22 protein-coding genes are annotated in these 22,049 nt (G+C 69.5%); 9 read left to right on the top strand and 13 right to left on the bottom strand.

The window, feature by feature from the left end:
• Positions 1 to 228: 228 nt before the first annotated feature.
• Together G579_RS0113715 and G579_RS0113720 are read right to left on the bottom strand one after the other, a co-directional pair.
• Complete coding sequence (locus G579_RS0113715; RefSeq protein ID WP_028990619.1) at positions 229 to 750, bottom strand: nitroreductase family protein; 522 nt, start codon at positions 748 to 750, stop codon at positions 229 to 231.
• A gap of 32 nt (positions 751 to 782) precedes the next feature.
• Positions 783 to 1,538, bottom strand: coding sequence for an outer membrane protein assembly factor BamD (locus G579_RS0113720; RefSeq protein WP_028990620.1), 756 nt, complete (start codon positions 1,536 to 1,538; stop codon positions 783 to 785).
• Here G579_RS0113720 and rluD point away from each other — a divergent pair.
• The 3 genes from rluD to G579_RS0113735 are packed head-to-tail and all read left to right on the top strand — an operon-like array spanning position 1,537 to position 4,032.
• Positions 1,537 to 2,541, top strand: coding sequence for a 23S rRNA pseudouridine(1911/1915/1917) synthase RluD (gene rluD / locus G579_RS0113725; RefSeq protein WP_230973855.1), 1,005 nt, complete (start codon positions 1,537 to 1,539; stop codon positions 2,539 to 2,541). The two genes, G579_RS0113720 and rluD, sit on opposite strands and share 2 nt — an antisense overlap.
• On the top strand, positions 2,541 to 3,290 hold the full coding sequence (pgeF, locus tag G579_RS0113730) for a peptidoglycan editing factor PgeF (protein ID WP_028990622.1): 750 nt from the start codon (positions 2,541 to 2,543) through the stop codon (positions 3,288 to 3,290). Before rluD ends, pgeF begins: the two co-directional genes overlap by 1 nt.
• 19 nt (positions 3,291 to 3,309) lie before the next feature.
• Positions 3,310 to 4,032, top strand: a complete 723-nt coding sequence (locus G579_RS0113735) for a hypothetical protein (RefSeq protein WP_028990623.1) — start codon at positions 3,310 to 3,312, stop codon at positions 4,030 to 4,032.
• Positions 4,033 to 4,044: 12 nt separating this feature from the next.
• Here the strand turns inward: G579_RS0113735 and G579_RS17755 are convergent, their stop codons facing one another.
• The 4 genes from G579_RS17755 to G579_RS0113755 all read right to left on the bottom strand — a co-directional run bounded on the left by G579_RS17755 (position 4,045) and on the right by G579_RS0113755 (position 7,771).
• Complete coding sequence (locus G579_RS17755) at positions 4,045 to 6,168, bottom strand: amylo-alpha-1,6-glucosidase (protein ID WP_051181693.1); 2,124 nt, start codon at positions 6,166 to 6,168, stop codon at positions 4,045 to 4,047.
• Complete coding sequence (locus G579_RS0113745) at positions 6,165 to 6,614, bottom strand: hypothetical protein (protein ID WP_028990624.1); 450 nt, start codon at positions 6,612 to 6,614, stop codon at positions 6,165 to 6,167. Before G579_RS0113745 ends, G579_RS17755 begins: the two co-directional genes overlap by 4 nt.
• A 50-nt stretch (positions 6,615 to 6,664) precedes the next feature.
• Positions 6,665 to 7,168 carry a hypothetical protein gene (locus G579_RS0113750; protein WP_211218755.1) on the bottom strand — a complete coding sequence of 168 codons (504 nt, stop codon included), beginning with the start codon at positions 7,166 to 7,168 and terminating at the stop codon, positions 6,665 to 6,667.
• A gap of 87 nt (positions 7,169 to 7,255) precedes the next feature.
• Positions 7,256 to 7,771 (bottom strand): hypothetical protein, encoded by a 516-nt coding sequence (locus tag G579_RS0113755; RefSeq protein WP_038020251.1) that lies wholly within the window; start codon positions 7,769 to 7,771, stop codon positions 7,256 to 7,258.
• A gap of 203 nt (positions 7,772 to 7,974) precedes the next feature.
• Between G579_RS0113755 and G579_RS0113760 the strand changes: the two genes are divergently transcribed.
• Genes G579_RS0113760 through def form a run of 6 tightly spaced genes read left to right on the top strand, consistent with a single transcriptional unit; the run spans position 7,975 to position 12,026 of the window.
• Entirely contained in the window at positions 7,975 to 8,511 is a 537-nt protein-coding gene (locus G579_RS0113760) for a 1,2-dihydroxy-3-keto-5-methylthiopentene dioxygenase (RefSeq protein ID WP_028990627.1), read from the top strand.
• A gap of 10 nt (positions 8,512 to 8,521) precedes the next feature.
• Positions 8,522 to 9,697 carry a RuBisCO large subunit C-terminal-like domain-containing protein gene (locus G579_RS0113765; protein ID WP_028990628.1) on the top strand — a complete coding sequence of 392 codons (1,176 nt, stop codon included), beginning with the start codon at positions 8,522 to 8,524 and terminating at the stop codon, positions 9,695 to 9,697.
• A gap of 3 nt (positions 9,698 to 9,700) precedes the next feature.
• The gene (locus G579_RS17760) at positions 9,701 to 10,381 is read left to right on the top strand and encodes an HAD-IB family phosphatase (protein WP_038020128.1); all 681 of its coding nucleotides are present in this window, start codon (positions 9,701 to 9,703) and stop codon (positions 10,379 to 10,381) included.
• Positions 10,374 to 11,000: a methylthioribulose 1-phosphate dehydratase gene (mtnB, locus tag G579_RS0113775; protein ID WP_028990629.1), complete on the top strand. Its 627-nt coding sequence runs from the start codon at positions 10,374 to 10,376 to the stop codon at positions 10,998 to 11,000. The genes G579_RS17760 and mtnB overlap by 8 nt, the downstream gene beginning before the upstream one ends.
• Positions 10,997 to 11,524, top strand: a complete 528-nt coding sequence (locus G579_RS0113780) for a glycine cleavage system protein R (protein WP_028990630.1) — start codon at positions 10,997 to 10,999, stop codon at positions 11,522 to 11,524. The genes mtnB and G579_RS0113780 overlap by 4 nt, the downstream gene beginning before the upstream one ends.
• 1 nt (position 11,525) lies before the next feature.
• Complete coding sequence (gene def / locus G579_RS0113785; RefSeq protein WP_028990631.1) at positions 11,526 to 12,026, top strand: peptide deformylase; 501 nt, start codon at positions 11,526 to 11,528, stop codon at positions 12,024 to 12,026.
• Positions 12,027 to 12,056: 30 nt separating this feature from the next.
• Here the strand turns inward: def and G579_RS0113790 are convergent, their stop codons facing one another.
• The 7 genes from G579_RS0113790 to nhaA form a co-directional block, all read right to left on the bottom strand.
• Positions 12,057 to 13,097, bottom strand: coding sequence for a cytochrome d ubiquinol oxidase subunit II (locus G579_RS0113790; RefSeq protein ID WP_028990632.1), 1,041 nt, complete (start codon positions 13,095 to 13,097; stop codon positions 12,057 to 12,059).
• Positions 13,097 to 14,506: a cytochrome ubiquinol oxidase subunit I gene (locus G579_RS17765; RefSeq protein ID WP_051181697.1), complete on the bottom strand. Its 1,410-nt coding sequence runs from the start codon at positions 14,504 to 14,506 to the stop codon at positions 13,097 to 13,099. The genes G579_RS0113790 and G579_RS17765 overlap by 1 nt, the downstream gene beginning before the upstream one ends.
• Positions 14,507 to 14,563: 57 nt before the next feature.
• Positions 14,564 to 15,589, bottom strand: a complete 1,026-nt coding sequence (locus G579_RS0113800; RefSeq protein ID WP_028990633.1) for an SDR family oxidoreductase — start codon at positions 15,587 to 15,589, stop codon at positions 14,564 to 14,566.
• A 106-nt stretch (positions 15,590 to 15,695) separates the two neighbouring features.
• Entirely contained in the window at positions 15,696 to 17,948 is a 2,253-nt protein-coding gene (locus G579_RS0113805; RefSeq protein WP_051181699.1) for an amylo-alpha-1,6-glucosidase, read from the bottom strand.
• A 211-nt stretch (positions 17,949 to 18,159) separates the two neighbouring features.
• The gene (locus G579_RS0113810) at positions 18,160 to 19,719 is read right to left on the bottom strand and encodes an FAD-dependent oxidoreductase (protein WP_028990635.1); all 1,560 of its coding nucleotides are present in this window, start codon (positions 19,717 to 19,719) and stop codon (positions 18,160 to 18,162) included.
• Positions 19,720 to 19,848: 129 nt separating this feature from the next.
• Positions 19,849 to 20,685, bottom strand: a complete 837-nt coding sequence (gene nadC / locus G579_RS0113815; RefSeq protein WP_028990636.1) for a carboxylating nicotinate-nucleotide diphosphorylase — start codon at positions 20,683 to 20,685, stop codon at positions 19,849 to 19,851.
• On the bottom strand, positions 20,682 to 22,040 hold the full coding sequence (nhaA, locus tag G579_RS0113820) for a Na+/H+ antiporter NhaA (RefSeq protein WP_028990637.1): 1,359 nt from the start codon (positions 22,038 to 22,040) through the stop codon (positions 20,682 to 20,684). Before nhaA ends, nadC begins: the two co-directional genes overlap by 4 nt.
• Between the last annotated feature and the right edge of the window lie 9 nt (positions 22,041 to 22,049).

Genomic DNA, 22,049 nt, shown 5'->3' on the forward strand with positions numbered 1-22,049 from the left:
GGGGCGTTGATCGCGTGGCGCATCCGGCACGTATCGTAGGAGCGGGCTGGCCCGCGATCACGGATGCCAGGCCAGCCCGTGCCTGGGCTTTGTGCGGCCGCGACCCGCCACGACCAGGAAGGGCAACTCGGGCTTTGTGGTGATCGGCGCAAACGCGCCGCTCTTGGTGCGCGCAGGAAGCGGCGGGGCCAGGCAGACTTCTTGCGGCCGACGGCGCCCTGATGGCCGCTAGCAGCGCGTGACCACCTCGTCCAGCGGCCGGCGCGGGGTCGGCTCGGGGATCTCGGCGGGGTAGCCCAGGGTGAGGATGGCGATGGGCTCGAGCCCGGCGCGGATGTCGAGGACCCGGCGCACCTGGGCGGCGTCGAAGTCGCCCACCCAGGCGGAGGCCAGGCCCGCGGCCACGGCGGCGAGCTGGGCGTAGGAGGCAGCGATGGTGGTGTCCTGGATGGCGTAAAGGGTGCGTCCGCGCTCGCCGAACTGGCCGGCGGAGCGTTCCGGGTCGGCGCTGAAGACCAGGCACACCGGCGCCTGGAAGAGGAAGTCCTGCTGATGGGCGGCCTGGGCGAGCTGCCCGCGCTTGTCGCTGTCGGTCACCGCATGGATGTGGTAGGCTTGCAGATCACCAGCCGATGGGGCGGCGGCGGCCATTTCCAGCACGGCGTGCAGCTTTTCCGCTTCCACGGGCGCGTCGTTACGGTAGTGCCGGACGGAGTGGCGGTGGCGGACGGTGCTGAAGAAATCCCACATGCGAGGCCTCGTGCGTGTTCGTGCGCTGAAGTTCAGCTCAGCGGAATGCCCTTGAGTTCCTTGAGGAAGCGGCTGTTCGGATAATTGTAGGCGAGGATCTTGGCCGTGTCCCGCGCCAAGTCGGACAGGCCCATGGCCGCGTAGGAGCGGGCCAGGAGCGCCAGGGCTTCCTCGCGCGCCGGGGTGAGCTGATAGTCGGTGATCACCGTCTTGCTGCGCTCGGCGGCGGCCACGAAGGCGCCGCGCGTGAAGTAGTACTTGGCGACGTTGAGCTCGTAGTTGCCCAGGATCTCCAGCGCCTTGGCCATGCGCAGGCGGGCGTCGGCGGCATAGCGGCTGTCGGGGAAGCGGGTCACCACGGTGTTGAGGGAGTCGTAGGCGTTGCGTGCCGGCTGCGGGTCCCAGACGGCGCCCTCGATCGCCTGGTAATAGGCGATCCCGCGAAGGTAGTAGGCGTAGTCGACGCTGGAATGGGTAGGATGGAGCTTGATGAAGCGGTCGGCGGCGGCGACGGCGGCGGCCGATTCGCCCATCTTGTAGTAGCTGTAGGCGACGTTCAACTGCGCCTGTTCCGCGTAGCGCCCGTAGGGATAGCGGGATTCCAGCTCCTCGAATTTCTCGATGGCCTGTTGATAGTTGCCGCTTTTGTACGGCTTCTCGGCCTCGGCGTACAATCTTTCCACCGGCGTGGCGCTGTCGGCGGCCTTGTTCTTCGAGCCGGCGGCGCAGCCCGCGAGACTGGCGCCCAGGGCCAGCGCGATGACGAATGGTATGGAATGCTTAAACATGAACGTAACTTATCATAATTTGGCGGCAATGGAAGAGGGCGGCGAGACCATGCGGCTGGAGCTGCCGCCGGAAACGGAGGGCTGGCGTCTGGATCAGGCGCTGGCCCATCTGCTGCCGGAGTACACGCGCACCCAGATCCAGGGTTGGCTGAAGGCGGGGCTGGCTCTGGTGGACGGCCAGCCGGCCCGGGGCAGCCAGCGCGTGCTGGGCATGGAGCGGGTGCACCTGCGCATTCCGCCGCCCCAGCCGGGCGCGTGGGGCGCGGAGGAGATCCCCCTGGATGTCTACTACGAGGACGAGGACATCCTGGTGCTCAACAAGCCGGCGGGGCTGGTGGCGCATCCGGCGCCCGGCAACCCGGAAGGCACGTTGCTGAACGCCATCCTGCATCACGCCCCGGCCTGCGCCACCCTGCCGCGCGCCGGCATCGTGCACCGCCTGGACAAGGACACCTCCGGCCTTTTGGTGGTAGCCAAGAGCGAGGCGGCGCGCCAGGACCTGGTCGAGCAGCTGGCGGCGCGGGAGGTGACCCGCGAGTACCAGGCCCTGGTGGTCGGCGCCATGACCGGCGGCGGCCGCATCGAGGCGCCCATCGGCCGCCATCCGGTGGATCGCAAGCGCATGGCGGTGACCGGCAGCGGCAAGACGGCCGTCACCCACTACCGCATCGCCGAGCGCTTTCCCCGCCACACCCTGGTGCGGGTGCGCCTGGAGACCGGGCGCACCCACCAGATCCGCGTGCACATGGCCCACATCCACCATCCGCTGGTGGGCGATCCGGTCTACGGCGGCCGCCAGATCGTGCCGCCGGGACTCGATGGCGGCGAGCAGGCGCAGTGGCGCGCCTTCCGCCGCCAGGCCCTGCACGCCGCGCGGCTGGCCTTCCTGCACCCGCGCACCGGCGAGCGCGTGGCCTGGGAGGCACCATTGCCGGCGGATTTCGAGATGATGCTCGACTTGCTGCGCCGCTCGCGCGAGCGCACGGAGAAGAGGCCCGACTGATGCTGCACTTGATCCAGCCCGATTGGCCGGTGCCCGCCCACGTGCGCTGCTGCATCAGCACCCGCGCCGGCGGGGTGAGCGAGGGCCCCTACGCCGGCCTGAACCTGGCCACCCACGTGGGCGACGCGCCCGAGCGCGTGGCGCGCAACCGCGCGCTGCTGCGCACGGCGGCGGGACTGCCGGCGGAGCCGCGCTGGCTGGAGCAGGTGCACGGCACGGCGGTGGCGGAGTTCCGCGAGCCCGGCGCGGCGGTGCCGCGGGCCGACGGCGCGGTGACCGGCACGCCGGGGGTGGTGCTCGCCGTGATGACGGCCGACTGCCTGCCGGTGCTGCTGGCCGACGCGGCGGGCCGGCGCGTCGCGGCCCTGCACGCCGGCTGGCGCGGCCTGGCGGACGGCATGCTGGAGGCGGGGGTGGCGGCCATGGAGCGGCCGGGCAGCGCGCTCTGTGCCTACCTGGGCCCGGCCATCGGCCCGGCGGCCTTCGAAGTGGGGGGCGAGGTGCGGGAACGCTTCCTGGCTTGGCGGCCGGCCGCCGCCGATGCCTTCCGGCCCTCGCCGGCGGGCCGCTGGCTGGCCGACCTCTACGCACTGGCGCGCCTGCGCCTGCAAGCGGCGGGGGTGCCGGCCGCGCAGATCTTCGGCGGGGAGCTGTGCACCTACGCGCAGGCGGAGCGTTTCTTCTCCTACCGGCGCGAAGGGGTGACCGGCCGCATGGCCTCCCTGATCTGGCTGGAGGCCGCATCGTGAACAGACAAGGAGAAAAAAGATGAGCAGCAGCCCTTGGCGATTTTCCCTGTTGGTGCTGGGCTTGGGCTTCGCGCCTCTGGCCCTGGCCGCGGACCGGGTGCCGCCGCCCGACCAGGTGGTTCTGCCCTTGGCGGCGGAGACCTGGGCCACCGCCGCCGCGCCGCGCGTGCGTGTGGGCATCGATGCCGTGCTGCAGGATGCCGGGGCCGTCGCCGGCGCCCACGGGCGCATCCGCAAGAGCCTGCAGGCCCTGGACGGCCAGGCCGATTGGCACATCACCCGCTTCGAGCGCAGCCAGGACGCGGCGGGCCTGGAGCGCCTGCGGGTGGAGGCGGAGGCGCGGGTGCCGGAGGCGCGCCTGGGCAACGTGCGCGACCGCGCCAAGTCGGTCAGCCAGCCGGGCATGCAGGTGCGGGTGGACGACATCGATTTCACCCCGACCCTGGCCGAGCGGCAGGCGGCCGAGGCCCAGGCGCGGGCCCGCATCTACGCCCAGGTCAACGACGAGCTGGTGCGCCTGCGCAGCGCCTTTCCGGAGCAGCGCTGGCACGTGCACCGGATCGATTTCCTGAATACGGCGCGGCCCCTGCCGGCCGCCCAGGACAAGATGCTGACCCGCGCCGCTCCGGCCATGGAGGCGGCCATGCCGGTGATGGTCAACGACTTGGTGACCGTCAACGCCGTGGCCACCCTGGCCGCGCCGGAGGCGCCTTCCGTCCCGGCCGCTCCGGCGCCGCGCTAGCCGTCCCCGGCATCACGCAGGCGGCGTCCCCCACAGGGGCGCCGCCACACTGCCCCTCACGATTTCCACCTGCGCGCTTTCGAGCGCTTCGATCACCGTTTCCCCGCCCTCGCGCCGGACGGCGACGTCCACTTTGCCGGCGCCGACGGCAATGCCCCGCAGCTCCAGGCGCGGCAGCCAGTCCGGCAGCCAAGGGTCCAGATGGCAGCGGCGCCGCGGCGCGTCCGGCACCAGGCCGAGGAAGAGCTGCGCCGCCAGCAGCGGTGCCGCGGCGGCCCAGGCCTGGGGACTGTTGGCTTCCTCGTAAGGCACGGGCAGGCCGTGGGAGCGGTCGAGCCCGCAGAAGAGTTCCGGCAGGCGGTCGTCCTCGAAGGCGGTGGCCGCCTCCAGGATGGCTTTGAGCAGGATGCCGGCCTCTTCGCGAAAGCCGTAGCGCCACAGCCCGGCGGCGGCGAGGGCGGTGTCGTGGGGCCAGACCGAGCCGCGCTGGTAGAGCAGGGGGTTGTAGGCCGAGTTGTCGGCGGACAGGGTGCGCAGGCCCCAGCCGCTGAAGAGGTCGGGGGCGAGCAGGCGCCGGGCCACGGCGGCGGCGCGCGCGGACGCGGGTAGGCCGCACCAGAGCAGGTGGCCGGCATTGGAGGCGATGCCGGCCACCAGGCGCTTGTCCCGGTCCAGGGCGAGGGCGTAGAAGCCGGCCTCCGCCATCCAGAAGCGTTCCTCCACCTGGGTGCGCAGGCGGGTCGCCGCGTCCCGCTGGCGCGCCGCCTCGCTGTCTTCGCCCAGTGCGTCCAGGAGCTCGGCCATGGCCAGACGGGCGGCAAAGAGATAGCCCTGCAGCTCGACCGTGGCGAGCGGCGGCTCGGCCAGGCGCCCGTCGGCGTGGACGATGGCGTCGCCGGCGTCCTTCCAGCCCTGGTTGCGGTAGCCCTGGGGGCTGCGCGTGGCGTACTCCTGCAGCCCGTCGCCGTCGCGGTCGCCCAGCTCGTCGCACCAGCGCAGGGCCCGGCGCGCGTGATCGAAATGGCGGTCCAGCAGCCGGCGCTCGCCGCTCCAGCGCCAGGCGTGCCACAGGGCGAGGCAGTACAGGGCCGGGGCGTCGTGGGTGCCGTAGTAGGGGGAGTAGGGCAGCCGGCCCTGCCGGGTCAGCTCGTCGCGGCGCAGCTCGTGGGGCAGCTTGCCGGGCTCCTCGTCGCGGAAGTCGTCGCGCCGGCGGCCCTGATGGCGGCCCAGCGCCGCCAGGGCGCCCGCGGCCGACCAGGCCCCGTCCACGCCGGCCATGAGCGCGGTCACCAGGGAGTCCCGCCCGAAAAGGGTCAGGAACCAGGGAGCGCCGGTGGCGACATAGGGCGTGTCGTCGTCCTGGGGGATGGCCAGGGCGTGCAGATCGGCGCGGCCGCGCTCGAAGGGCCGCGCCAGGAGCGGCACGCTGCGGATGCGCAGCCGCTGCGGGTCCGGCACCGGATTGGGCTCCGGCGCGTGGGGGTCGCCGGCCAGGGCGAGCGTGACGCCGTCCAGGATCGGCGCGGCCTCCAGGCAGCAGGTCCAGGTGCCGCCGGGCGCCAAGTCGAGTTCGAAGACGATCAGGCTGCCGACGAAGGCGGGGACGCCGGCACCGGGATGGAGGTCGAGCCGCAGTCCGCGGCGGAAGCCCCCGCGCACATAGTCCAGGATGACGCCGTGCTCGGCGGGCATGCGGTTGACGTTCAGGCGCGGCGGGATGGAGCGGTTCTTGACTTCGAAGATGTCGGCGAAATCGGCGTCCATCTGGATGGTGAGGCGCACCCGCACGGCGCGATCGCCGAAGGCGCGGATCGCGTAGTCGTCATGCAGCACGCCATCGAGCCGGCGGCGCAGGCTGAGCAGCAGAGTGCCGGCCGGCAGATCGCCGCCGGGGTCGCGGATGTGCGGATTCTGGAACTCCCATTGGGCGGTGGCGTGGCCGCTGCGCGAGCGGCCCAGTAGGCGCCAGGCCTGGCCGCCGACGCCGAGCCGGTAGGTGGACAGGACGCGGGTATCGCCGGCGAATAGGCCGTGCAGCTCGCCGGCCTGGATTTGGCCATCGAGGGCGCAGGCGAGCGCCACGCCGCCGCCGTGGAGCACCAGGATGGGCTGCGGAATGCGGGCGCCGCCGTTCATCGGGGTACGTAGATGAGGCCGACCAGCCCGCCCCAGAGGGCGTGCATGAGCAGGCTGGTGAGCGCGAAGCGCGGCGTGCCGGTCTTGCGGCCCATGAAGCCCAGGCCGGACATGGGCGCCACCAGGGAGCCGGCGAGGGTGACGGCCAGGAATTCACCCCAGAGCAGCCCTTCCAGCGGCCGCGGCCAAGCCAGGTTCGGCTCGATGACCGCGGCCCAGAGCAGCACCAGCAGGATGCTGTTGGCCAGATGGGAAACGAGCCCCAGGATCCAGGCGCTGGGCCGGTCGGACACCATGTAGCGGCGGCCGAAGTCGGCGATGTCGATGGCGACCAGGCCGGGGATCTTGCCCGCCCACAGGCCGGCGATGGCCATGACGTAGCCGGCGGCCAGACCCGCCAGCACGACCCCCGCGAAATCCACCTCCCGCCACGAGAGAATCTCCACGGCGCTCGCCTTCTGTGTGACTTGCCGGCTGTGCCCGGCGCCCTTCCGCCTTACATGGCGTGCTGCATCTCGCGCCGGGCCAGCAGCTTGTAGGCCCAGGCCGCCGTGAGGCCGAAGAGCACGTGGTCCGCCAGCACGATCCAGCTGCGCAGGAGGACGAACCAGGGAAAGAGCGCGGTGAAGCCGTAGTAGTTGACGAAGTACAGGGCCAGGCCGAAGAGCGCGCCCAGGAGCAGGGTCGGGCCGTCATCGAGACGAAAGATGAGATAGGCCAGGATCAGCCCGTAGAGCACGGCCAGGCCGAAGTGCACGAGCATGGCGGCCAGGAAGGCACTGGTATCGAAGCTGACCGGCGGCGGCAGCACCGCCGGGCCCAAGAGAAGGGCGCCGATGATGCGCAGCGGCAGCCAGGGCGACACCCCGGCGGCAAAGCGCAGCAGGAGCATTTCCACGACGATGAACACCAGACCGGCGATGAGGCCGGCCCAGATGGCGGCGTGCCAGTGCGGCGTCCGCCCGGTTTCCATGTAAGCCAAAGTCCTGGCGCGGGGCACGGGTTCCTCCTTTTCATGCTCGATGTGGTGAAGCCTGCGCCGGTCGTCATCACGGCCGGCGCAGGCCCCGGACAGCTGTAGGCCGGTTCAGGCGGTTCTCACTTCGTGCAGCACCTCCCGCTTCGCCAGCTCCTTGTAGGCCCAGGCCCCGGACACGCCGAAGGCGATGTGGGTCAGGATGCTGATCCAGTTGCGCGCCTCGGCGAACCAGGGGAAGAGCCCGGTGAAGCCGTAGAAGTTGACGTAGTAGATGAGCAGCCCGCCCACCACGCCGACCAGCAGGGCCGCCCAGGTGTCCAGGCGGAAGATGAGGTAGGCGCCGATCAGGGCGTAGATGATGGACAGCGCGAAGTGCACCAGCGCCGCGGCCAGGAACACCGTCAGGCTGAAGGTGTGGGGCGGCGGCAGGGCGTCCTGGCCGAGGGCAATGGCGCCAACCATGCGGACCGGGGTCCAGGGCGTGGTGCCTGGCACGAAAAGCGGCACCAGAAGCATTTCCAGCACCAGAAACACGATGCCGGCGATGATGCCCGCGCCGACCGCGGAGTTCCAGTGCGGCGTGCGCCCGTGCTCCACATGGGACATGACATGTACGTGTGGCATGGCATCCTCCTTGGGATATTGCCAATCGAACAATTGCTTAGACCAAATCCCGGAAGTTCCGGCAGGATCGCTCCGACCTTCGCCGGAGATGGCGCGCAACGGGGCCGGAAGCCAGACGAGGATGACAGGATGGGACCCTTGGGATACATTTACAGGCGAATGCCGGGCCCGCTTTCCTGGCCCGGGACACAGGAGAAAGAACGATGGCGAGTTTGCAACGGCAGGACGGCACGGTAGTGACCGACTTGCAAGCCATTCAGGCCGCCCTGGCGCCGCTGGGCGTCACGCTGAACTATTGGCCGACCGGGGGCAGCGCGCGCCTGCAGGCGCTCCTGGCCCAGGCGGCGCTGAACGAGGCGGAGAAGGAAGAGCTGCTCGGCCACCTGGACCATTACTTCCAGCGGCTCAAGGACGAGCAGGGCTACCAGAGCCGCGATCTCATCGTGCTGCACGAGGCGCTGCCGGGCCTGGGCGAGATGCTGGGCAAGTTCGACAAGTGCCACACCCACGCCGACGACGAGGTGCGCTACATCGTGGACGGCGAGGGCATCTTCGGCTTCGTGCTGCCCGACGGACAGCAGGTCGAGCTCACCGTGGCGGCGGGCGACTACATCAACGTGCCGCGCGACACGGAGCACTGGTTCCGCCTGACGCCCATGCGTCGGGTCAAGGCCGTGCGCTACTTCAGCAGCACGGCCGGCTGGGTGCCCGAGTACACGGGCACGCCGGTGCTCTTTTGACGGGGCGCGCATGAGCACGACGGCCGTCGAGGTCAGCTACCGCTTTCCGCCCGGCGTGGATGCCCGCCGCCAGGCCCAGGCCATCGCCGTGGGCCAGACCGCCGGCTCCTGGGACGAGCGCTTCCGCCACCGCGAGGCGCAGCTGCGCGGCTACCTGGCCGAGGTCGTGGCCGTGGAGGCCCTGCCGGACGGCGCGCACCTGGCCCGCGTGCGCTTTCCGCTGGCCAACGTCGCCGGCGAGATCGGCAGCCTACTCACCATGATCTTCGGCAAGTACTCCCTGGCCGGACCGGCCAAGGTGGTGGACCTGCGCCTGCCCGCCGACTATGGCCTGCGGCCCAAGCTGGGCCTGCGCGGCATCCGCGAGCGGCTGGGCGTGCAGGGCCGGCCGCTGGTGATGGCCATCTTCAAGCCGGCCCTGGGCCTGTCCGCCCAGGATCACGCCGAGATCCTGCGCGAGGTGGCCTTCGCCGGGTTGGACGTGATCAAGGACGACGAGATCCTGCCCGATCTGCCCGAGGCGCCTACCCTGGAGCGCCTGCGCGCCTGCCGGCCCGTGATCGAGGAGGCGGCGCGGGCCACCGGCAAGGAACTGCTCTACGCGGTGAATCTGAGCGGCCGCGCCGACCAGTTGCTGGCCCAGGCGCGCAGGCTGGTGGCGGAGGGCGCCAACGCTCTGCTGCTGAACGTGCTGCCCTACGGCTATGCCGTGCTCGAGGCCCTGGCCGCCGACCCGCAGATCGACGTGCCCATCTTCGCCCACCCGGCCCTGGCCGGAGCCTTGTGCGGCGCGCCCGATTACGGCCTCGATTACGGCGTGGTTCTGGGCACCCTGATGGCCCATGCCGGCGCCGACGCGGTGCTCTATCCGGCCCACTACGGCAGCCTGCCCTTCGCCGCGGCCACCGAGGCGCAGATCCGCGACCGCCTGCGGGCGCGCGGGGTGTTCCCGGTGCCCTCGGCGGGCATCCACCCGGGCGTGGTGCCCAGGGTGCTGGCCGATTACGGCCCGGACGTGGTTCTCAATGCCGGGGCCGGGGTCATGGATCATCCGCAGGGGCCGGCGGCGGGGGTGCGCGCCTTTTTCGAGGCCCTGGAGCGGGCCGTGCCGGGCGAGCCGTTCCGGCTCGAGGAGCTGCCGGCGGGGCCCCTGCGCGCGGCGGTGGAACGCTGGGGCGGCTTTTAGGCGATGAGCGACGCGGCCCGATCCTACGCTGTCTTTTGCGATTTCGACGGCACCATCACCCGCGACGAGACCTTCGTGGCGGTGCTCAAGCATTTCGCGCCCGAAACGAGCGCCCGGCTGCTGCCGGAGATGTATGCCCTGCGCCTGAGCCTGCGCGAGGGCGTGCGCCGCATCCTGGAATCCATTCCCTGCGAGCGCTACCCGGAGATCCTGGACTTCGTGCGTGGTGCTCCGCTGCGCGTCGGCTTCCCGGAGTTCCTGGCTTTCCTCGGCGAGCGCCAAGTGCCCTTCGTCATCATCAGCGGCGGGCTGCTGGGCATCGTCCGGACCATTCTGGGGCCGCTGGCCGGGCAGGTGGCGGCCATCTACGCGGCGGACGTGGCGTGCGGCGGCGCGACCCTCCAGGTGCTGTCGCCTTGGGAGGCGGGTGACGAGTTGGTGTCCAAGCCGCTCGTCATGGCCCGCTATCCGGGCGTGCGGCCCGTCTGCATCGGCGACTCGGTGACCGACCTCAACATGGCGCTGCGCTGCCCCACCGTCTTCGCCCGCGACCGGCTGGCGGGCTATCTCACCGAGCGCGGCCGCGCGTTTCACCCCTTCGAGGATTTCCATATGGTGCAGGATAAGCTGACCGAATTGTGGCAGGCCGGGGCGGGTCGCCCGACGGAGACGCGCCATGGCTGACGAGCGCAAGGCCCTGATCGCGGCGGCCTGTCATTTTTACCAGCGCGGCTGGATGGTGGGCACGGCCGGCAACCTGTCCGCTCGCAGCGCGAACGGCGGCTTCTGGATCACCGCCAGCGGCCGGCACAAAGGCGAGCTCGATGAGCTGGATTTCATCCGCCTGGATCTGGACGGCATGGTGCTGGAGGCGCCGGACGTGGCGGCCCGGCCGTCTGCCGAGACCAGCATTCACCAGGCCATCTACCGGTGCTTCCCGGAGGCCGGCGCCATCTACCACGTGCATTCCGTGGAGGCCAACGTCGTCTCCCACTGGGCCGCGGACGGCCGGCTGCGGCTGCCGGCACTGGAAATGCTCAAGGGCCTGGGCCGCTGGGAGGCGGAGCCGGCGGTGGATCTGCCCGTCTTCGAGAACCTGCCCCACGTGCCGGACATCGCCCGCCGCATCGAGGCCCAGCTCCAGGAGGCGCCGCCCGCCGTGCCGGCCCTGCTCATCCATCTGCACGGCGCCACGGTCTGGGGGCCGAGCCCGCGGGCGGCCCTGCATCACACGGAACTGCTGGAGTACATTTTCCGCTTCATGGTGACGGCCAGAATGGCCGGATTGGGAGGAACACAATGAAAAGCCAAGCCATTTTGACGGTGATCGGCCAGGATCGGCCCGGCATCGTCGCCGCGGTGAGCCAGGCGCTCTACAACGCCGGCTGCTCCATCGAGGACGCGGCCATGATGCGCCTGGGCGGCTATTTCGCCATCATGCAGGTGCTGCGCTACCCCGCCGATCTGGGCTCGGTGGAAACCGCCCTGGACCCGGCGGTCAAGAAGCTGGATCTGCGCGTGCATCTGGACCCGGTGGCGACGCCCCTGAGCGGCGCCGATACGCCGCCCAACTGCCGCATCACCGTCTTCGGCGCCGACCATCCGGGCATCGTCGCCCATGTCACCGGGGCGCTGGCGGAGATCGGCTTCAATATCATCGATCTGGAAAGCCATCTGTCCGGCAGCAGCGAGCGGCCGGTTTACATCATGGTCATCCAAGGCAGCTCGCCGGGCGGCGTGGCGGCGGCGGAGGCGGCCCTGGCGGCCGTGCGCGAGCAGGAGCAGGTGGAGATCCGCGTCAGTCCCGTGGATACCCTGATGCTCTGACATGGCCGTCCTGCCCATCCTGACCTATCCCGACGAGCGGCTGAAGCAGGTCAGCGCGCCCGTGGCGCGCTTCGACGACGCGCTGGCCGCCTTCGTCGCCGATCTCACCGAGACCATGTACGCCGGCCCCGGCGGCGTGGGCATCGCCGCGCCCCAGGTGGGGCGCTTCGAGCGCATCGTGCTGGTGGACGTGCGGCCCAAGCTCGGCGAGCGGTGCCACGGCTTCCTGACCCTGATCAATCCCGAGCTGGCCGAGTGGGAGGGCATGGCCGTGGGCCGCGAGGGCTGCATGTCCGTGCCCGACTTCACCGGCAACGTCATCCGCGCCGAAAGGATCGTGGTGCAGGCCCAGGACCTGCAGGGCGCGGAGCACGCCTTCGAATTCGAAGGCTTCGAGGCGCGCGCCGTGCAGCACGAGATGGATCACCTCGATGGCCTGCTCTTCCTGGACCGGCTGGTCAGCCGCAAGACCGATCTCTTCCGCCGCAAGCGCTACAAGTAAGCCGCATCACCCCCGCCCGTCCGGGCAGCTTCAATCCCGTTCCGCGCCGTAGCCGCTTTCCGGCCGGATCTTGCCGCGGAAAGTGCGGTACAGGTAGGCGTTGTAGGCGATCAGGATCGGGATGAAGAAGCCCACCACCGCCGTCATGAACCACAGAGTATTGGCGGGCGCCGCCGCCTCGAAGATGGTCACCCGCCCGGGAATGAGATAGGGATAGAGCGTCGCCGCCAAGCCGAGAAAGGAGCTCAGGAAGATGAGCACGGTCCACAGGAAGGGCGCGCGCTCATGTCCGCGCCGCAGGCTGCGGAACAGTCGGTAGAAGGCGAAGAGGGCGAGCAGGGGAAGGATGGCGTAGAAATAAAAATTGGGCAGGTTGAACCATTCCTCGAAAATCCAGCGGTGCCGCAACGGGGAGTAGACCGTGACCACGGCGGCGGCCGCGAAGGGCACCCAAGCCAGGCGCCGGGCCAAGCGGAAGTAGGGCGCCTGCATGCCGCCCTCGGTCTTCAGGATGAGGTAGGTGGCGCCCAGGAGGGCGAAGCCGCCGGTCACCCCCACGGCCACCACCAGGCTAAAGGGCGTCAGCCAATCGAAGGCCCCGCCGACGTAATCGCCCTGCCGGATGGACGGCGCCTCCAGCAGGCCGCCGAGCACGAAGCCCTGGGCGGCCGCCGCCAGGACGCTGCCGATGCCGAAGAGCAGCGCCCACAGCCGATGGCGATCGCTGTGCTCATGGAAGACCAGGGCGACGCCCCGCAGGGCCAGGCCGAAGAGCAGCAGGAAGATGGGGATGTAGAGCGCGTGCAGAATGAGGCCGTAGGCGAGCGGGAAGGCGCCGAAGAGAATCCCGCCCACTACCACGAGCCAGCTTTCGTTGGCGTCCCACACCGTGCCCAGGCTGGCCATGAGCAGCGTCTGCCGGCGCTCGCTGCCGGTGAAGAGGGACAGGATGCCGATGCCAAGATCGAAACCGTCCAGCACCACGTAGATGATCAAAAAGAAGCCGGCGAGCAGGAACCAGAGCACCGCCAGGGTCGGGCTGGGCGCGAGCGCCGCGCTGAGCGCGTCCATCAGCCGGCCTCGCCCTGCGGCAGGGGGCGCTGATCGGGCGCCGTGCCGGTCGGCGCCGGCGGCGGGCTCGACAGGTCGGGCCCGGCCCGCAGGATGCGCCGCGCCAGGATAAAGCCCATGGTGATGATGACGCCGTACACCACGATGTAGGTCACCAGGGACCAGAGCAGGGTGCCGAGCGGCAGGGCGCTGTAGGCATGTTCGGTGCGCATGATCCCGTACACGATCCAGGGTTGGCGTCCCACCTCGCGAGTGAACCAGCCGGTTTCGATGGCCAGATAGGCGATGGGGATGCAAGCCATCCAAGCGCGCAAGAGCCAGCGCCGCGTGCCGATGCGCGCCGGGGTGAGATCGCCCCGGCGCCAGGCCCACAGGGTCCAGAGGGCCACGGCGGCCATGAAAAAGCCCGCCGCCACCATGATGCGGAAGCTGTAGAAGGGAATCCACACGGGCGGCTGGTCGGCCGGCGGAAATTCGCGCAGGCCGCGCACCTGGCCGTGCGGGGAATGGGTGACCAGCAGGCTGAGGCCGTAGGGAATGTCCAGGGACCAAAGATTGCGCTGCCCGGCCTCGTCCGGCCAGGCCAGCAGCGCCCAGGCCGCGCCCGTGCCGGGCGGGTTGGTTTGCCAGTGGGCCTCCATGGCGGCCAGCTTGGCGGGCTGCGAGCGGGCGACGCTCTGGCCCTGCAGGTCCCCGAGCCAGATCTGCAGGGGGGCGACCAGCAGCAGGGCCAGGGCCGCGCCCTTGAAAAGGCGCAGGAAGAAGTCCGCATGCCGGCCCCTGAGCAGGTACCAGGCGCTCACGCCGCCGAGCACGAAGAGCGACAGTTCGAGGGCGGCGGCGGTCATGTGCCAGTAGGCCGCCGGCAGGTCCTCGTTGAAGATGGCCGCGAAGTAATCGGTGATGATGGCCTTGCCGTCCTGGAAGACCGCGCCCGAGGGTGTCTGCATCCAGGAGTTGGCCGACATGATCCAGAAGGCCGACAGGTTGGCGCCGAGGGCCACCATGGCGGTGGCGAAGAGATGAACCCCGGCCGACACCCGGCGCCAGCCGAAGACCATGATGCTCAGGAAGGCGGACTCCAGCATGAAGGCCAGCACCGCCTCGTAGCCCAGCAGATGGCCGACGAAGCTGCCCGTGTCGCGGGCGAAGGGCGCCCAATTGGTGCCGAAGGAAAATTCCAGCGGAATGCCGCTGACCACGCCGACGCCGAAGTTGAGCAGGAAGAGCTTGGTCCAGAAACGCAGCTGGCGGTAGTAGAAGGCGTCCCGGGTACGCAGCCACAGGACCTCGAAGGTCAGCAGGATCAGGGACAGGCCCATGGTCAGCGGCGGAAAGAGGATATGGAAGGCGGCGATGACCCCGAACTGGATGCGGGAGAGCATGTATACGCTGAGCCAGTCTTCCATGTCAGGGCCTCCCTGCCGCGCGTCCGTGTCCGATGACGATCATGCCGGCGCCGCGGCTCAATCCCGGCGGTTGCGCGATGCCGGTTTTCTGCCGAGCAGGGCCGAACCCGCGCCGATGGCGGCGCCGAGCGCGGCCAGGCCGAGCTTGCGGCGGTGCTTGGTCAACCAGAGCTGCGGGCTGCTGGGGCGGGCGCGCCGGTCGAAGCGGCCGTGGGCCGCATAGTCGCCGGGCACCGGCTCCCAGAGGTTGTCGGGACGCTCCGGATCGGCCGGCTCGCCGGTCTGCTGGCTGCGGTAGCCGGTGCGCCCCAGGTAACGATCGGCTAGGCCCGGCGCCAGCTTGTTGCCTTCGATGGCCAGGGTGGTGGAGGCACCGACGAAGATCTCCCGCCGGCGGTGGTGCGCGGCCCAGTAGATGGCCTCGGCCGGCACCTCCGGCTGGTAGATGGGCGGCACCGGCTGCAGCTTGCTGGGCAAGCGGCTGCGCGCCCAGTCGAACTGGGGCGTGTTGACCGCCGGCAGGTGCACCAGAGTGACGTGCACCCGGCTGCGGTCGTGCAGAAGCTCGGTGCGCACCGATTCGGTGAAGCCGAGGATGGCGTGCTTGGCCCCGCAGTAGGCCGACTGCAGCGGGATGCTGCGATAGGCCAGCGCCGAGCCGACCTGGACGATGCTGCCGCGGTTGCGCGGCCGCATGCGCCGCAGGGCGGCCAGCGTGCCGTGCACGTAGCCGAGATAGGTGACCTCGGTGACGCGCCGGAACTCCGCGGGCGTCACCTCCATGAAGGGCGCGTAGACGGTGACCATGGCGTTGTTCACCCAGACGTCGATCGGCCCCAGTTCGCGTTCGACCGCCGCCGCGGCCGCCTCCACCTGCTCGTAATCGGACACGTCGGCAGGCAGCACCAGCGCCCGGCCGCCCAATTCCTCCACCTCCCGCCGCGTGGCTTCCAGCCGCTCGCGGTCGCGGGCGAGCAGGCCGATGCGGGCGTCGCGCCTGGCGAATTCGCGCGCGGTGGCGCGACCGACGCCGGCCGAGGCGCCGGTGATGACGACCACTTCGGGTGCTGTCGATGGCTTCATGGGCTAGGGCTCCTCCCGATGGCGATGATCGCCGCAAAACAGAGGGCATTGTGGCCGCTGGCGCAGCCGGTGGAAACGGCGGAAGGGCGGATGCGGCCGGACGGGCTCAGCTCGGCACCGTCACGACTTGCAGCTCGCCGTCCACGTGCAGCGCCCGCGCCTGCAGGGTGCCGTCGGCCGCGCGCTCGAAGCGCAGGTCCACCGTCGCCGCGCCGACCCGCAGCCCGTGCAGCTCCAGGCGGTGAATGAAATCCGGCAGCAGCGGCCGCACGATGCGCAACTGCCGGGCGAAGCCGTCGGCCTGCAGGCCGAGCATGTGCTGCAGCATGTGGAGCACGGATGCTGCCGCCCAGGCCTGGGGGTGGTCGGCCACCGGATAGCGCACCGGCACCTGGTAGTCGTCGCGGCGGAAGCCGGCGAAGAGCTCGGGCAGGCGGTAGGCGTGGAAATGGGTGGCCGCGCTGAAGATGCCGTCGAAGATGCGCAGCGCCTCCTGGTCGAAGCCGTAGCGTCGCAGGCCGGCCAGGATCAGAGCGTTGTCGTGGGGCCAGACGGTGCCCAGATGGTAGGCGATGGGGTTGTAGCGCAGCTCCGTGGTCGCCAGGGTGCGGATGCCCCAGCCGCTGAACATGTCCGCGGCCAGCAGCCGGTCCTTGACGAGGCGCGCCTTGTCCGCGTCCGCGATCCCGGCCCACAGCGCGTGCCCGGGGTTCGAGGTGATCACCGTCGCGGGTTGCTTCCCCGCCTGCAGGGCCAGGGCGTAGAACTGCTTGTCCGCCAGCCAGAAGTCCTTGTTGAAGCGGACGCGCAGTGCTTCCGCCTCCTGCTCCAGTCGCTGCGCCCGCCCCGCGTCGCCGCTGCGCCGGTAGAGCTCTGCCAGGTGCCGCTTGGCCATGAAGACGTAGGCCTGCACCTCCACCAGGGCGATGGGCGGGCGGGCCAGGCTGCCGTCGCGGTTGACGATGGCGTCGCCCGAATCCTTCCAGCCCTGGTTGATCAGACCCTTGCCGGTGCTGCTCTGGTATTCCACGTAGCCGTCGCCGTCCAGGTCGCCGTAGCGTCCGATCCAGGCCAGCGCCAGCTCGACCTGGGGCTGCAGCTCCCCGAAGAGGTCGAGGCTGCCCGTCCAGGCGGCGTGCTCGCCCAGGAGGATGAGAAAGAGCAGGGTGGCGTCGATGCTGCCGTAGTAGGGCGTGTAAGGGATCTCGTTCAGCCGGGCCATTTCGCCGACCCGCAGCTCGTGCAGGATCTTGCCCGGCTGCTCGTCGCGCCAGGCGCTTACCTCACGGCCCTGGTACTTGGCCAGCAGGCGCAGGGTCTGCGCCGCGATGTCCGGCTGGAAGGCCAGGGTTTGCAGGGCGGTGAGCGCGCTGTCGCGCCCGAACAGGGTGACGAACCAGGGCACGCCTGCGGCGAAGTAGGTATCGCCGTCCAGCGTGCTCTGCAGCACCTGCAGGTCGCCCAGGGCGCGCTCGACGATGCGCTCGACCAGCGGGGACGGGCAGCGGACCTGCGTGTACTGCCTGAGCCACTGTCTGGCCGTCGCGCGCTGGTAATCCTGCACCTGGCGGATGCTGTGCCGGGAGTGGACGCGATCCTGCAGCTCCCGCACGCTGGGCGCTTCGGCCACCGTCAGGGAAACCATCAGGGTGTTGTCCTGCTGCGGCGGCAGGCTGAGGTGCAGGCGGGCGGTCTGCGTCTCGCGGCTGAGCAGCGCCTCGGAAAATCGCACGAACAGGGCCCGGCACAGACCATCGGCGCCTTCGTAAAGGAAGCGCAGGACGTCGTTCTGCCATGCGGGCGGCTGTCGGATGCCGTATTTCTCCGGCAGCATGCCGCGCACCGCGAAGACGTCTTCGAAGCCGGCGTGGAAAGTGAAGGCAAGCTGAAAATCCACCGGCTGCAACTGATAGTTCCGGAAGGTGATCAGATCGTAGAGACTCAGCGTCTGGCCATCGAGGATCCGCTCCCACTTGATGCCGAGCGTCCGCTTCTGCAGCATCTCGCCGCTTTGCATGCGCAGATTCGGATTGGCGTACTCCAGCACCGCCATGAAGCCGGCCGCGGCGCTGGCCACCAGAACGTCCGCCTTGGCGCCTTCCATCACCCATTCATAGCCGTTCAGATAGCGGCAATCGTGATAGTACAGCCCGAAGCCGTGTTCACCGCCGAGCGGCACCTGGCCGTCGCGTTCGCTGAGGAAAAAAATCTCCTGATCCTTGATGACGATGGCATCGGCAATGCTGGGCACATGCGAGGGGGTGCCGTGGGTGAGGACTTCCTCCTTGCGCTGTTGCTCCTGCCGCAAAGAGAGCGGCGGCAGGCGATCCGGCTGGGTGGGTGGCCTCGGATCTGGCATGGCATTTCCTTCGCGGAGCGCGGACCCGCAAGGTTGATGGAGGATCGGCGCACGAGCGCTGCGCCGAGGTGCGGCTTCTCTGCTCGCTTGGAGATTGCTCCGCGGCTGAAGTTCGGTTGTCTTGTCCCGACCAAAGGCTGACTTGCTCCTGGCGGTGGGGCAGGCCGGCCTCGCTCCGGGATGGCGTTTGGCTTGCGGAAGCGCTGGCGCCTCAGGCCATGACGCGCTTCACGTGGTCCGCCAGGCGCACGGCCAGGGCCACGATGGTGAAGGTGGGGTTGGCGTAGCCGTAGGTGGGAAACACCGAGCTGCCCGCTATGTAGAGGTTGGAAATCCCGTGCACCCGGCAGTCGGCATCCACGACGCCCCGCCTCGGATCCTGGTGCATGCGGGTGGTGCCCATGTTGTGGTCGCCGAAGCGCATGGCCTGCAGCCACAGGGGGTTGTCCGCGTCCTCGTCGAGCTTCATCCGGCCCAGGCCGGCACGTCCGACTTCCAGGCCAAGCAGGCGCACTCCCCGCTGCATGTTGAGCCGGTCGCGCTCGCTCATCCGGAAATGGAGCTGGACGCGCTGTTGGCCGAGGTTGTCGCGTTCGTGGCTGAGGGAAACGCGGTTGTCCGGATTGGGTTCCAGTTCGGCGCAGTACTCCAGCTTGAGCTGCAGGGGACCGAAGAGCCGGCGGTAGATGGCGCCGGCCACGCCATCGAGATCGGTCATGACATTGGCGACATGCTGCCCGAAATCCTCGGTCAGGCGGCCGTGGCGCAGATCCTTCAGGATCGCCCGGAACGAGCCGATGCCCTCCGAGTACTTGGACCAGAACTGGGGATAGAGCCACAGGCTGTAGTTGGCCAGCCGCTCGCGCCGCAGCGCCGACGGGGTGGGCGTCAGATAGGCGACCACCGGCGTCTTGCGCACCGTGTGCGTTTCGTACAGGCCGGTCGTCAGGCGCGGGTTGGACAGCGCGACCACGTTTCTGGAGAAGAGATACACGTGATCCGCGAAGTAGCGTCCCACCAGGTCGTGCTGGTTGCCCAGCCCGGTGCGCTGCACCTGGTTCGACAGGAGCAGCAGGCGCGCATTCTCGATGCCGCCGGTGGCCAGGATGAACTGCCTGGCACGGACCCAGAAACGCTTGCCGTCGAGGCTGGCCACCCGCAGGCGGGTGACGGCGCTCGCCGTGGCGTTGGTCTCGATGTTCACCACGTTGGCGTGCAGCAGGGTGCGGATGTTGAGGGCCCGGCGGATCTCCTCGCGGTAGGCCTGGCCGAAGCGGGTCGGCGGGCTGTTCTGGAAGACGCGGCTCACCATGCGGTCGCCGACGAGCGGGAGCGGCGGCCGCTCTTTGGACTGCCAGGCTTCGGCCTCGTAGGCGTAGGGGCCGAGCTGGCAGATGGATTGGGCCCGGCGGTAGAATGGGTCGAGCTCCGCCTTGCCGAAAGGCCAGCCGCTGTGCGGAATCCAGGGCCGGGCTTCGAAATCCAGCTCGTCCAGCGGTCGGCACAGGCCGCCCCAGTGGTTGGTGCTGCCGCCGAAGTAGCGCAACCGGCAGGCATCCAGGGGCGTGTAGGGCAGACCCGAGGTTTTGCCCTGATAGAGCGCCTGGGTCTGGGCCTCGTAGTTCAGTCCGCCGCTTTCCAGCAGGCAGACGCTGAAGGGCTGGCCGATGAACTCGCGCGCCAGGGTGATGCCGGCGGCGCCGGCGCCGATGATGCAGACATCCGCTTCGATGCTTCCGTCCTGCGCTACCGTACGCGCGTCCACCAGCATGACGCTCCTCCCTGGCCGCCCTGCACCCCACCCGGTTGTTGTTTTATGCGGCCCAATGGCCTTTGGACTTTTAAAATAGCAAAGCCTTCCGTCTAGGGGAGTCGAACGGAGGGCGGAGTGGCGGCGCTGCTAGAGCTTGCCCGTGAAGCGCATGGAGAGGTCCAGGCTGCGCACGTTGCGGGTCAGGCTGCCCACCGAGATGTAGTCCACGCCGGTATCCGCCACTGCGCGCACCGTTTCCAGGGTCACGTTGCCCGAGGCTTCCAGGGGCACGCGCCCGGCTACCAGCGCCACCGCCCGGCGCAGCTCGCCGAGAGAGAAGTTGTCCAGGAGAATGAGATCCGCACCCGCTTCCAGCGCTTGCGCCAGCTCGTCGAGGTTTTCCACCTCGACTTCGATGCGGGTGAGCAGCGGAGCGAGGCTGCGGGCGCGTTCCACGGCAGGCGGGATGCCGCCGGCGGCGCTGATGTGGTTTTCCTTGATCAGCACGCCGTCGTAGAGCCCCAGGCGGTGGTTGTGGCCGCCGCCGACCCGCACCGCGTATTTCTGCGCCAGGCGCAGGCCGGGCAGCGTCTTGCGGGTGTCGAGAATGCGCGCGCGGGTGCCGGCCACCGCGTTGACGTACTGCCGGGTGACGGTAGCCACCCCGGACAGGGTCTGCAGGAAATTGAGGGCAGTGCGCTCGCCGCTCAGCAGGGTGTTGCTGTAGCCGTTCAGCTCGCACAAGACCCGTCCAGCGTCCACCATCTCGCCTTCCTCCACATGCCAGGTGATTTCCACCCAGCCCGGCAACTGCTCGAAGACCGCCTGCACGTAGGGACGTCCGCAAATGACTCCCGGCTCCTTGGTCACGATGCGGGCGTGGCCGAGCTGGCCGGGATCGATCAGCGCGGCGGAGAGATCACCGGCGCCGATGTCTTCGGCCAGGGCGTGGGCAACGCTGTGCGGAAGATCCGCTGGAATCATGCAACCTCCGGCTTGCGCTTGGGAGCGCTCAGGTACAGCCAGGTCAGGCCGATGACGGCGGCAATGGCCGAGGCCAGGAGAATGCCCAGCTTGGCCTCCTCGGCCAGGAGCGGGTCGGCGAAGGCGAGCTGGCTGATGAAGAGCGACATGGTGAAGCCGATGCCGCCCAGCCAGGCCGCTCCCAGGATGTGCCGCCATTCCACGCCGCCGGGCAGCTTGCCGATGCCCGCCTTGACTGCCAGCCAGCTGGCGCCGCTGATGCCCAGGAACTTGCCCAGCACGAGTCCGAAAATCACGCCCAGGGTCACCGGCTGGGTCAGGCTCTCGCCCAGCCGGATCTCGGCGAAATTGATGCCGGCGTTGGCCAGGGCGAAGAGCGGAATGATGACGAAGGTCACCCAGGGGCTCAGGCTGTGCTCCATGCGCTGCAGGGGCGCCTGCACCGCATTGGCGGCCTGCTCCACGCTTTCGGCGATGGTGGCCATGCGGTGGTTGCTCAGGGGATCGTCGGGCGTGTCCGGATTGATGGTTTCCGAGTGGAAGGCATCCTTGAGTTCGTCGAGGCGCTGGTCGAAAAGCCGCGGATGGAAAGCGGGGCGGGCCGGAATGGTGAAGGCCAGCAGCACGCCGGCGATGGTGGCGTGCACGCCGGACTGCAGGGTGGAAAACCACAGCAGGGCGCCGAAGATGGCATAAGGCAGCGGGTGGCGGATGCCGCCCCGGTTGAGCAGCACCAGCGCGAGCAGGATGGCCCCGGCCCAGGACAGGGCCTGCAGGTTCAGGTCGCTGGTGTAAAAAACGGCGATTACCAGCACCGCACCGAGGTCGTCGGCGATGGCCAGCGCGGTCAGGAAAATGATGAGATTGCGCGGGATGCGCCAGGCCAGCAGCACCAGGATGCCGACGGCGAAGGCGATGTCCGTGGCCATGGGGATGCCCCAGCCCGCCATGGTCGGACCGCTCGGGTTGAAGCCATAGTAGATGAGGGCGGGCACGATCATGCCGCCGAGCGCGGCGACTACCGGCAGGGCGGCGTCGCGCAGGGAGGACAGCTCGCCGACCAGAATCTCGCGCTTGAGTTCCAGGCCCACCAGCAGGAAGAAGAGGGCCATCAAGCCATCGTTGATCCAGTGATGCAGGCTTTGCTGCAGTTGCCAGGGGCCGAAGGCGATGTTCGCCTGCTGCTCCCAAAGGTGGTGAAAAGCGGAGCCCCAGGGCGAGTTGGCGATGAGCAGGGTCAGCACCGTGGTGCCCATGAGGATGATGCCGCCTGCCGTGGTGCGGCGCAGGAACTGCTCGAAAGGCGTCAGGATGCGGCCAAACAAGGGCTCCAGCGGGTAAGGCTTCAGCTCCATCGGGGTTCC

Origin of the sequence: Thermithiobacillus tepidarius DSM 3134 (genome assembly GCF_000423825.1) — a bacterium.
Classification (GTDB): Bacteria; Pseudomonadota; Gammaproteobacteria; order Acidithiobacillales; family Thermithiobacillaceae; genus Thermithiobacillus; species Thermithiobacillus tepidarius.

Excerpts from the sequence above, each read along its gene's own strand:
- G579_RS0113715 (WP_028990619.1), bottom strand. The coding sequence starts at position 750 with ATGTGGGATTTCTTCAGCACCGTCCGCCACCGCCACTCCGTCCGGCAC.
- rluD (WP_230973855.1), top strand. The coding sequence starts at position 1,537 with ATGAACGTAACTTATCATAATTTGGCGGCAATGGAAGAGGGCGGCGAG.
- G579_RS0113720 (WP_028990620.1), bottom strand. The coding sequence starts at position 1,538 with ATGTTTAAGCATTCCATACCATTCGTCATCGCGCTGGCCCTGGGCGCC.
- pgeF (WP_028990622.1), top strand. The coding sequence starts at position 2,541 with ATGCTGCACTTGATCCAGCCCGATTGGCCGGTGCCCGCCCACGTGCGC.
- G579_RS0113735 (WP_028990623.1), top strand. The coding sequence starts at position 3,310 with ATGAGCAGCAGCCCTTGGCGATTTTCCCTGTTGGTGCTGGGCTTGGGC.
- G579_RS17755 (WP_051181693.1), bottom strand. The coding sequence starts at position 6,168 with ATGAACGGCGGCGCCCGCATTCCGCAGCCCATCCTGGTGCTCCACGGC.
- G579_RS0113755 (WP_038020251.1), bottom strand. The coding sequence starts at position 7,771 with ATGCCACACGTACATGTCATGTCCCATGTGGAGCACGGGCGCACGCCG.
- G579_RS0113760 (WP_028990627.1), top strand. The coding sequence starts at position 7,975 with ATGGCGAGTTTGCAACGGCAGGACGGCACGGTAGTGACCGACTTGCAA.
- G579_RS0113765 (WP_028990628.1), top strand. The coding sequence starts at position 8,522 with ATGAGCACGACGGCCGTCGAGGTCAGCTACCGCTTTCCGCCCGGCGTG.
- G579_RS17760 (WP_038020128.1), top strand. The coding sequence starts at position 9,701 with ATGAGCGACGCGGCCCGATCCTACGCTGTCTTTTGCGATTTCGACGGC.
- mtnB (WP_028990629.1), top strand. The coding sequence starts at position 10,374 with ATGGCTGACGAGCGCAAGGCCCTGATCGCGGCGGCCTGTCATTTTTAC.
- G579_RS0113780 (WP_028990630.1), top strand. The coding sequence starts at position 10,997 with ATGAAAAGCCAAGCCATTTTGACGGTGATCGGCCAGGATCGGCCCGGC.
- def (WP_028990631.1), top strand. The coding sequence starts at position 11,526 with ATGGCCGTCCTGCCCATCCTGACCTATCCCGACGAGCGGCTGAAGCAG.
- G579_RS0113790 (WP_028990632.1), bottom strand. The coding sequence starts at position 13,097 with ATGGACGCGCTCAGCGCGGCGCTCGCGCCCAGCCCGACCCTGGCGGTG.
- G579_RS17765 (WP_051181697.1), bottom strand. The coding sequence starts at position 14,506 with ATGGAAGACTGGCTCAGCGTATACATGCTCTCCCGCATCCAGTTCGGG.
- G579_RS0113800 (WP_028990633.1), bottom strand. The coding sequence starts at position 15,589 with ATGAAGCCATCGACAGCACCCGAAGTGGTCGTCATCACCGGCGCCTCG.
- G579_RS0113805 (WP_051181699.1), bottom strand. The coding sequence starts at position 17,948 with ATGCCAGATCCGAGGCCACCCACCCAGCCGGATCGCCTGCCGCCGCTC.
- G579_RS0113810 (WP_028990635.1), bottom strand. The coding sequence starts at position 19,719 with ATGCTGGTGGACGCGCGTACGGTAGCGCAGGACGGAAGCATCGAAGCG.
- nadC (WP_028990636.1), bottom strand. The coding sequence starts at position 20,685 with ATGATTCCAGCGGATCTTCCGCACAGCGTTGCCCACGCCCTGGCCGAA.
- nhaA (WP_028990637.1), bottom strand. The coding sequence starts at position 22,040 with ATGGAGCTGAAGCCTTACCCGCTGGAGCCCTTGTTTGGCCGCATCCTG.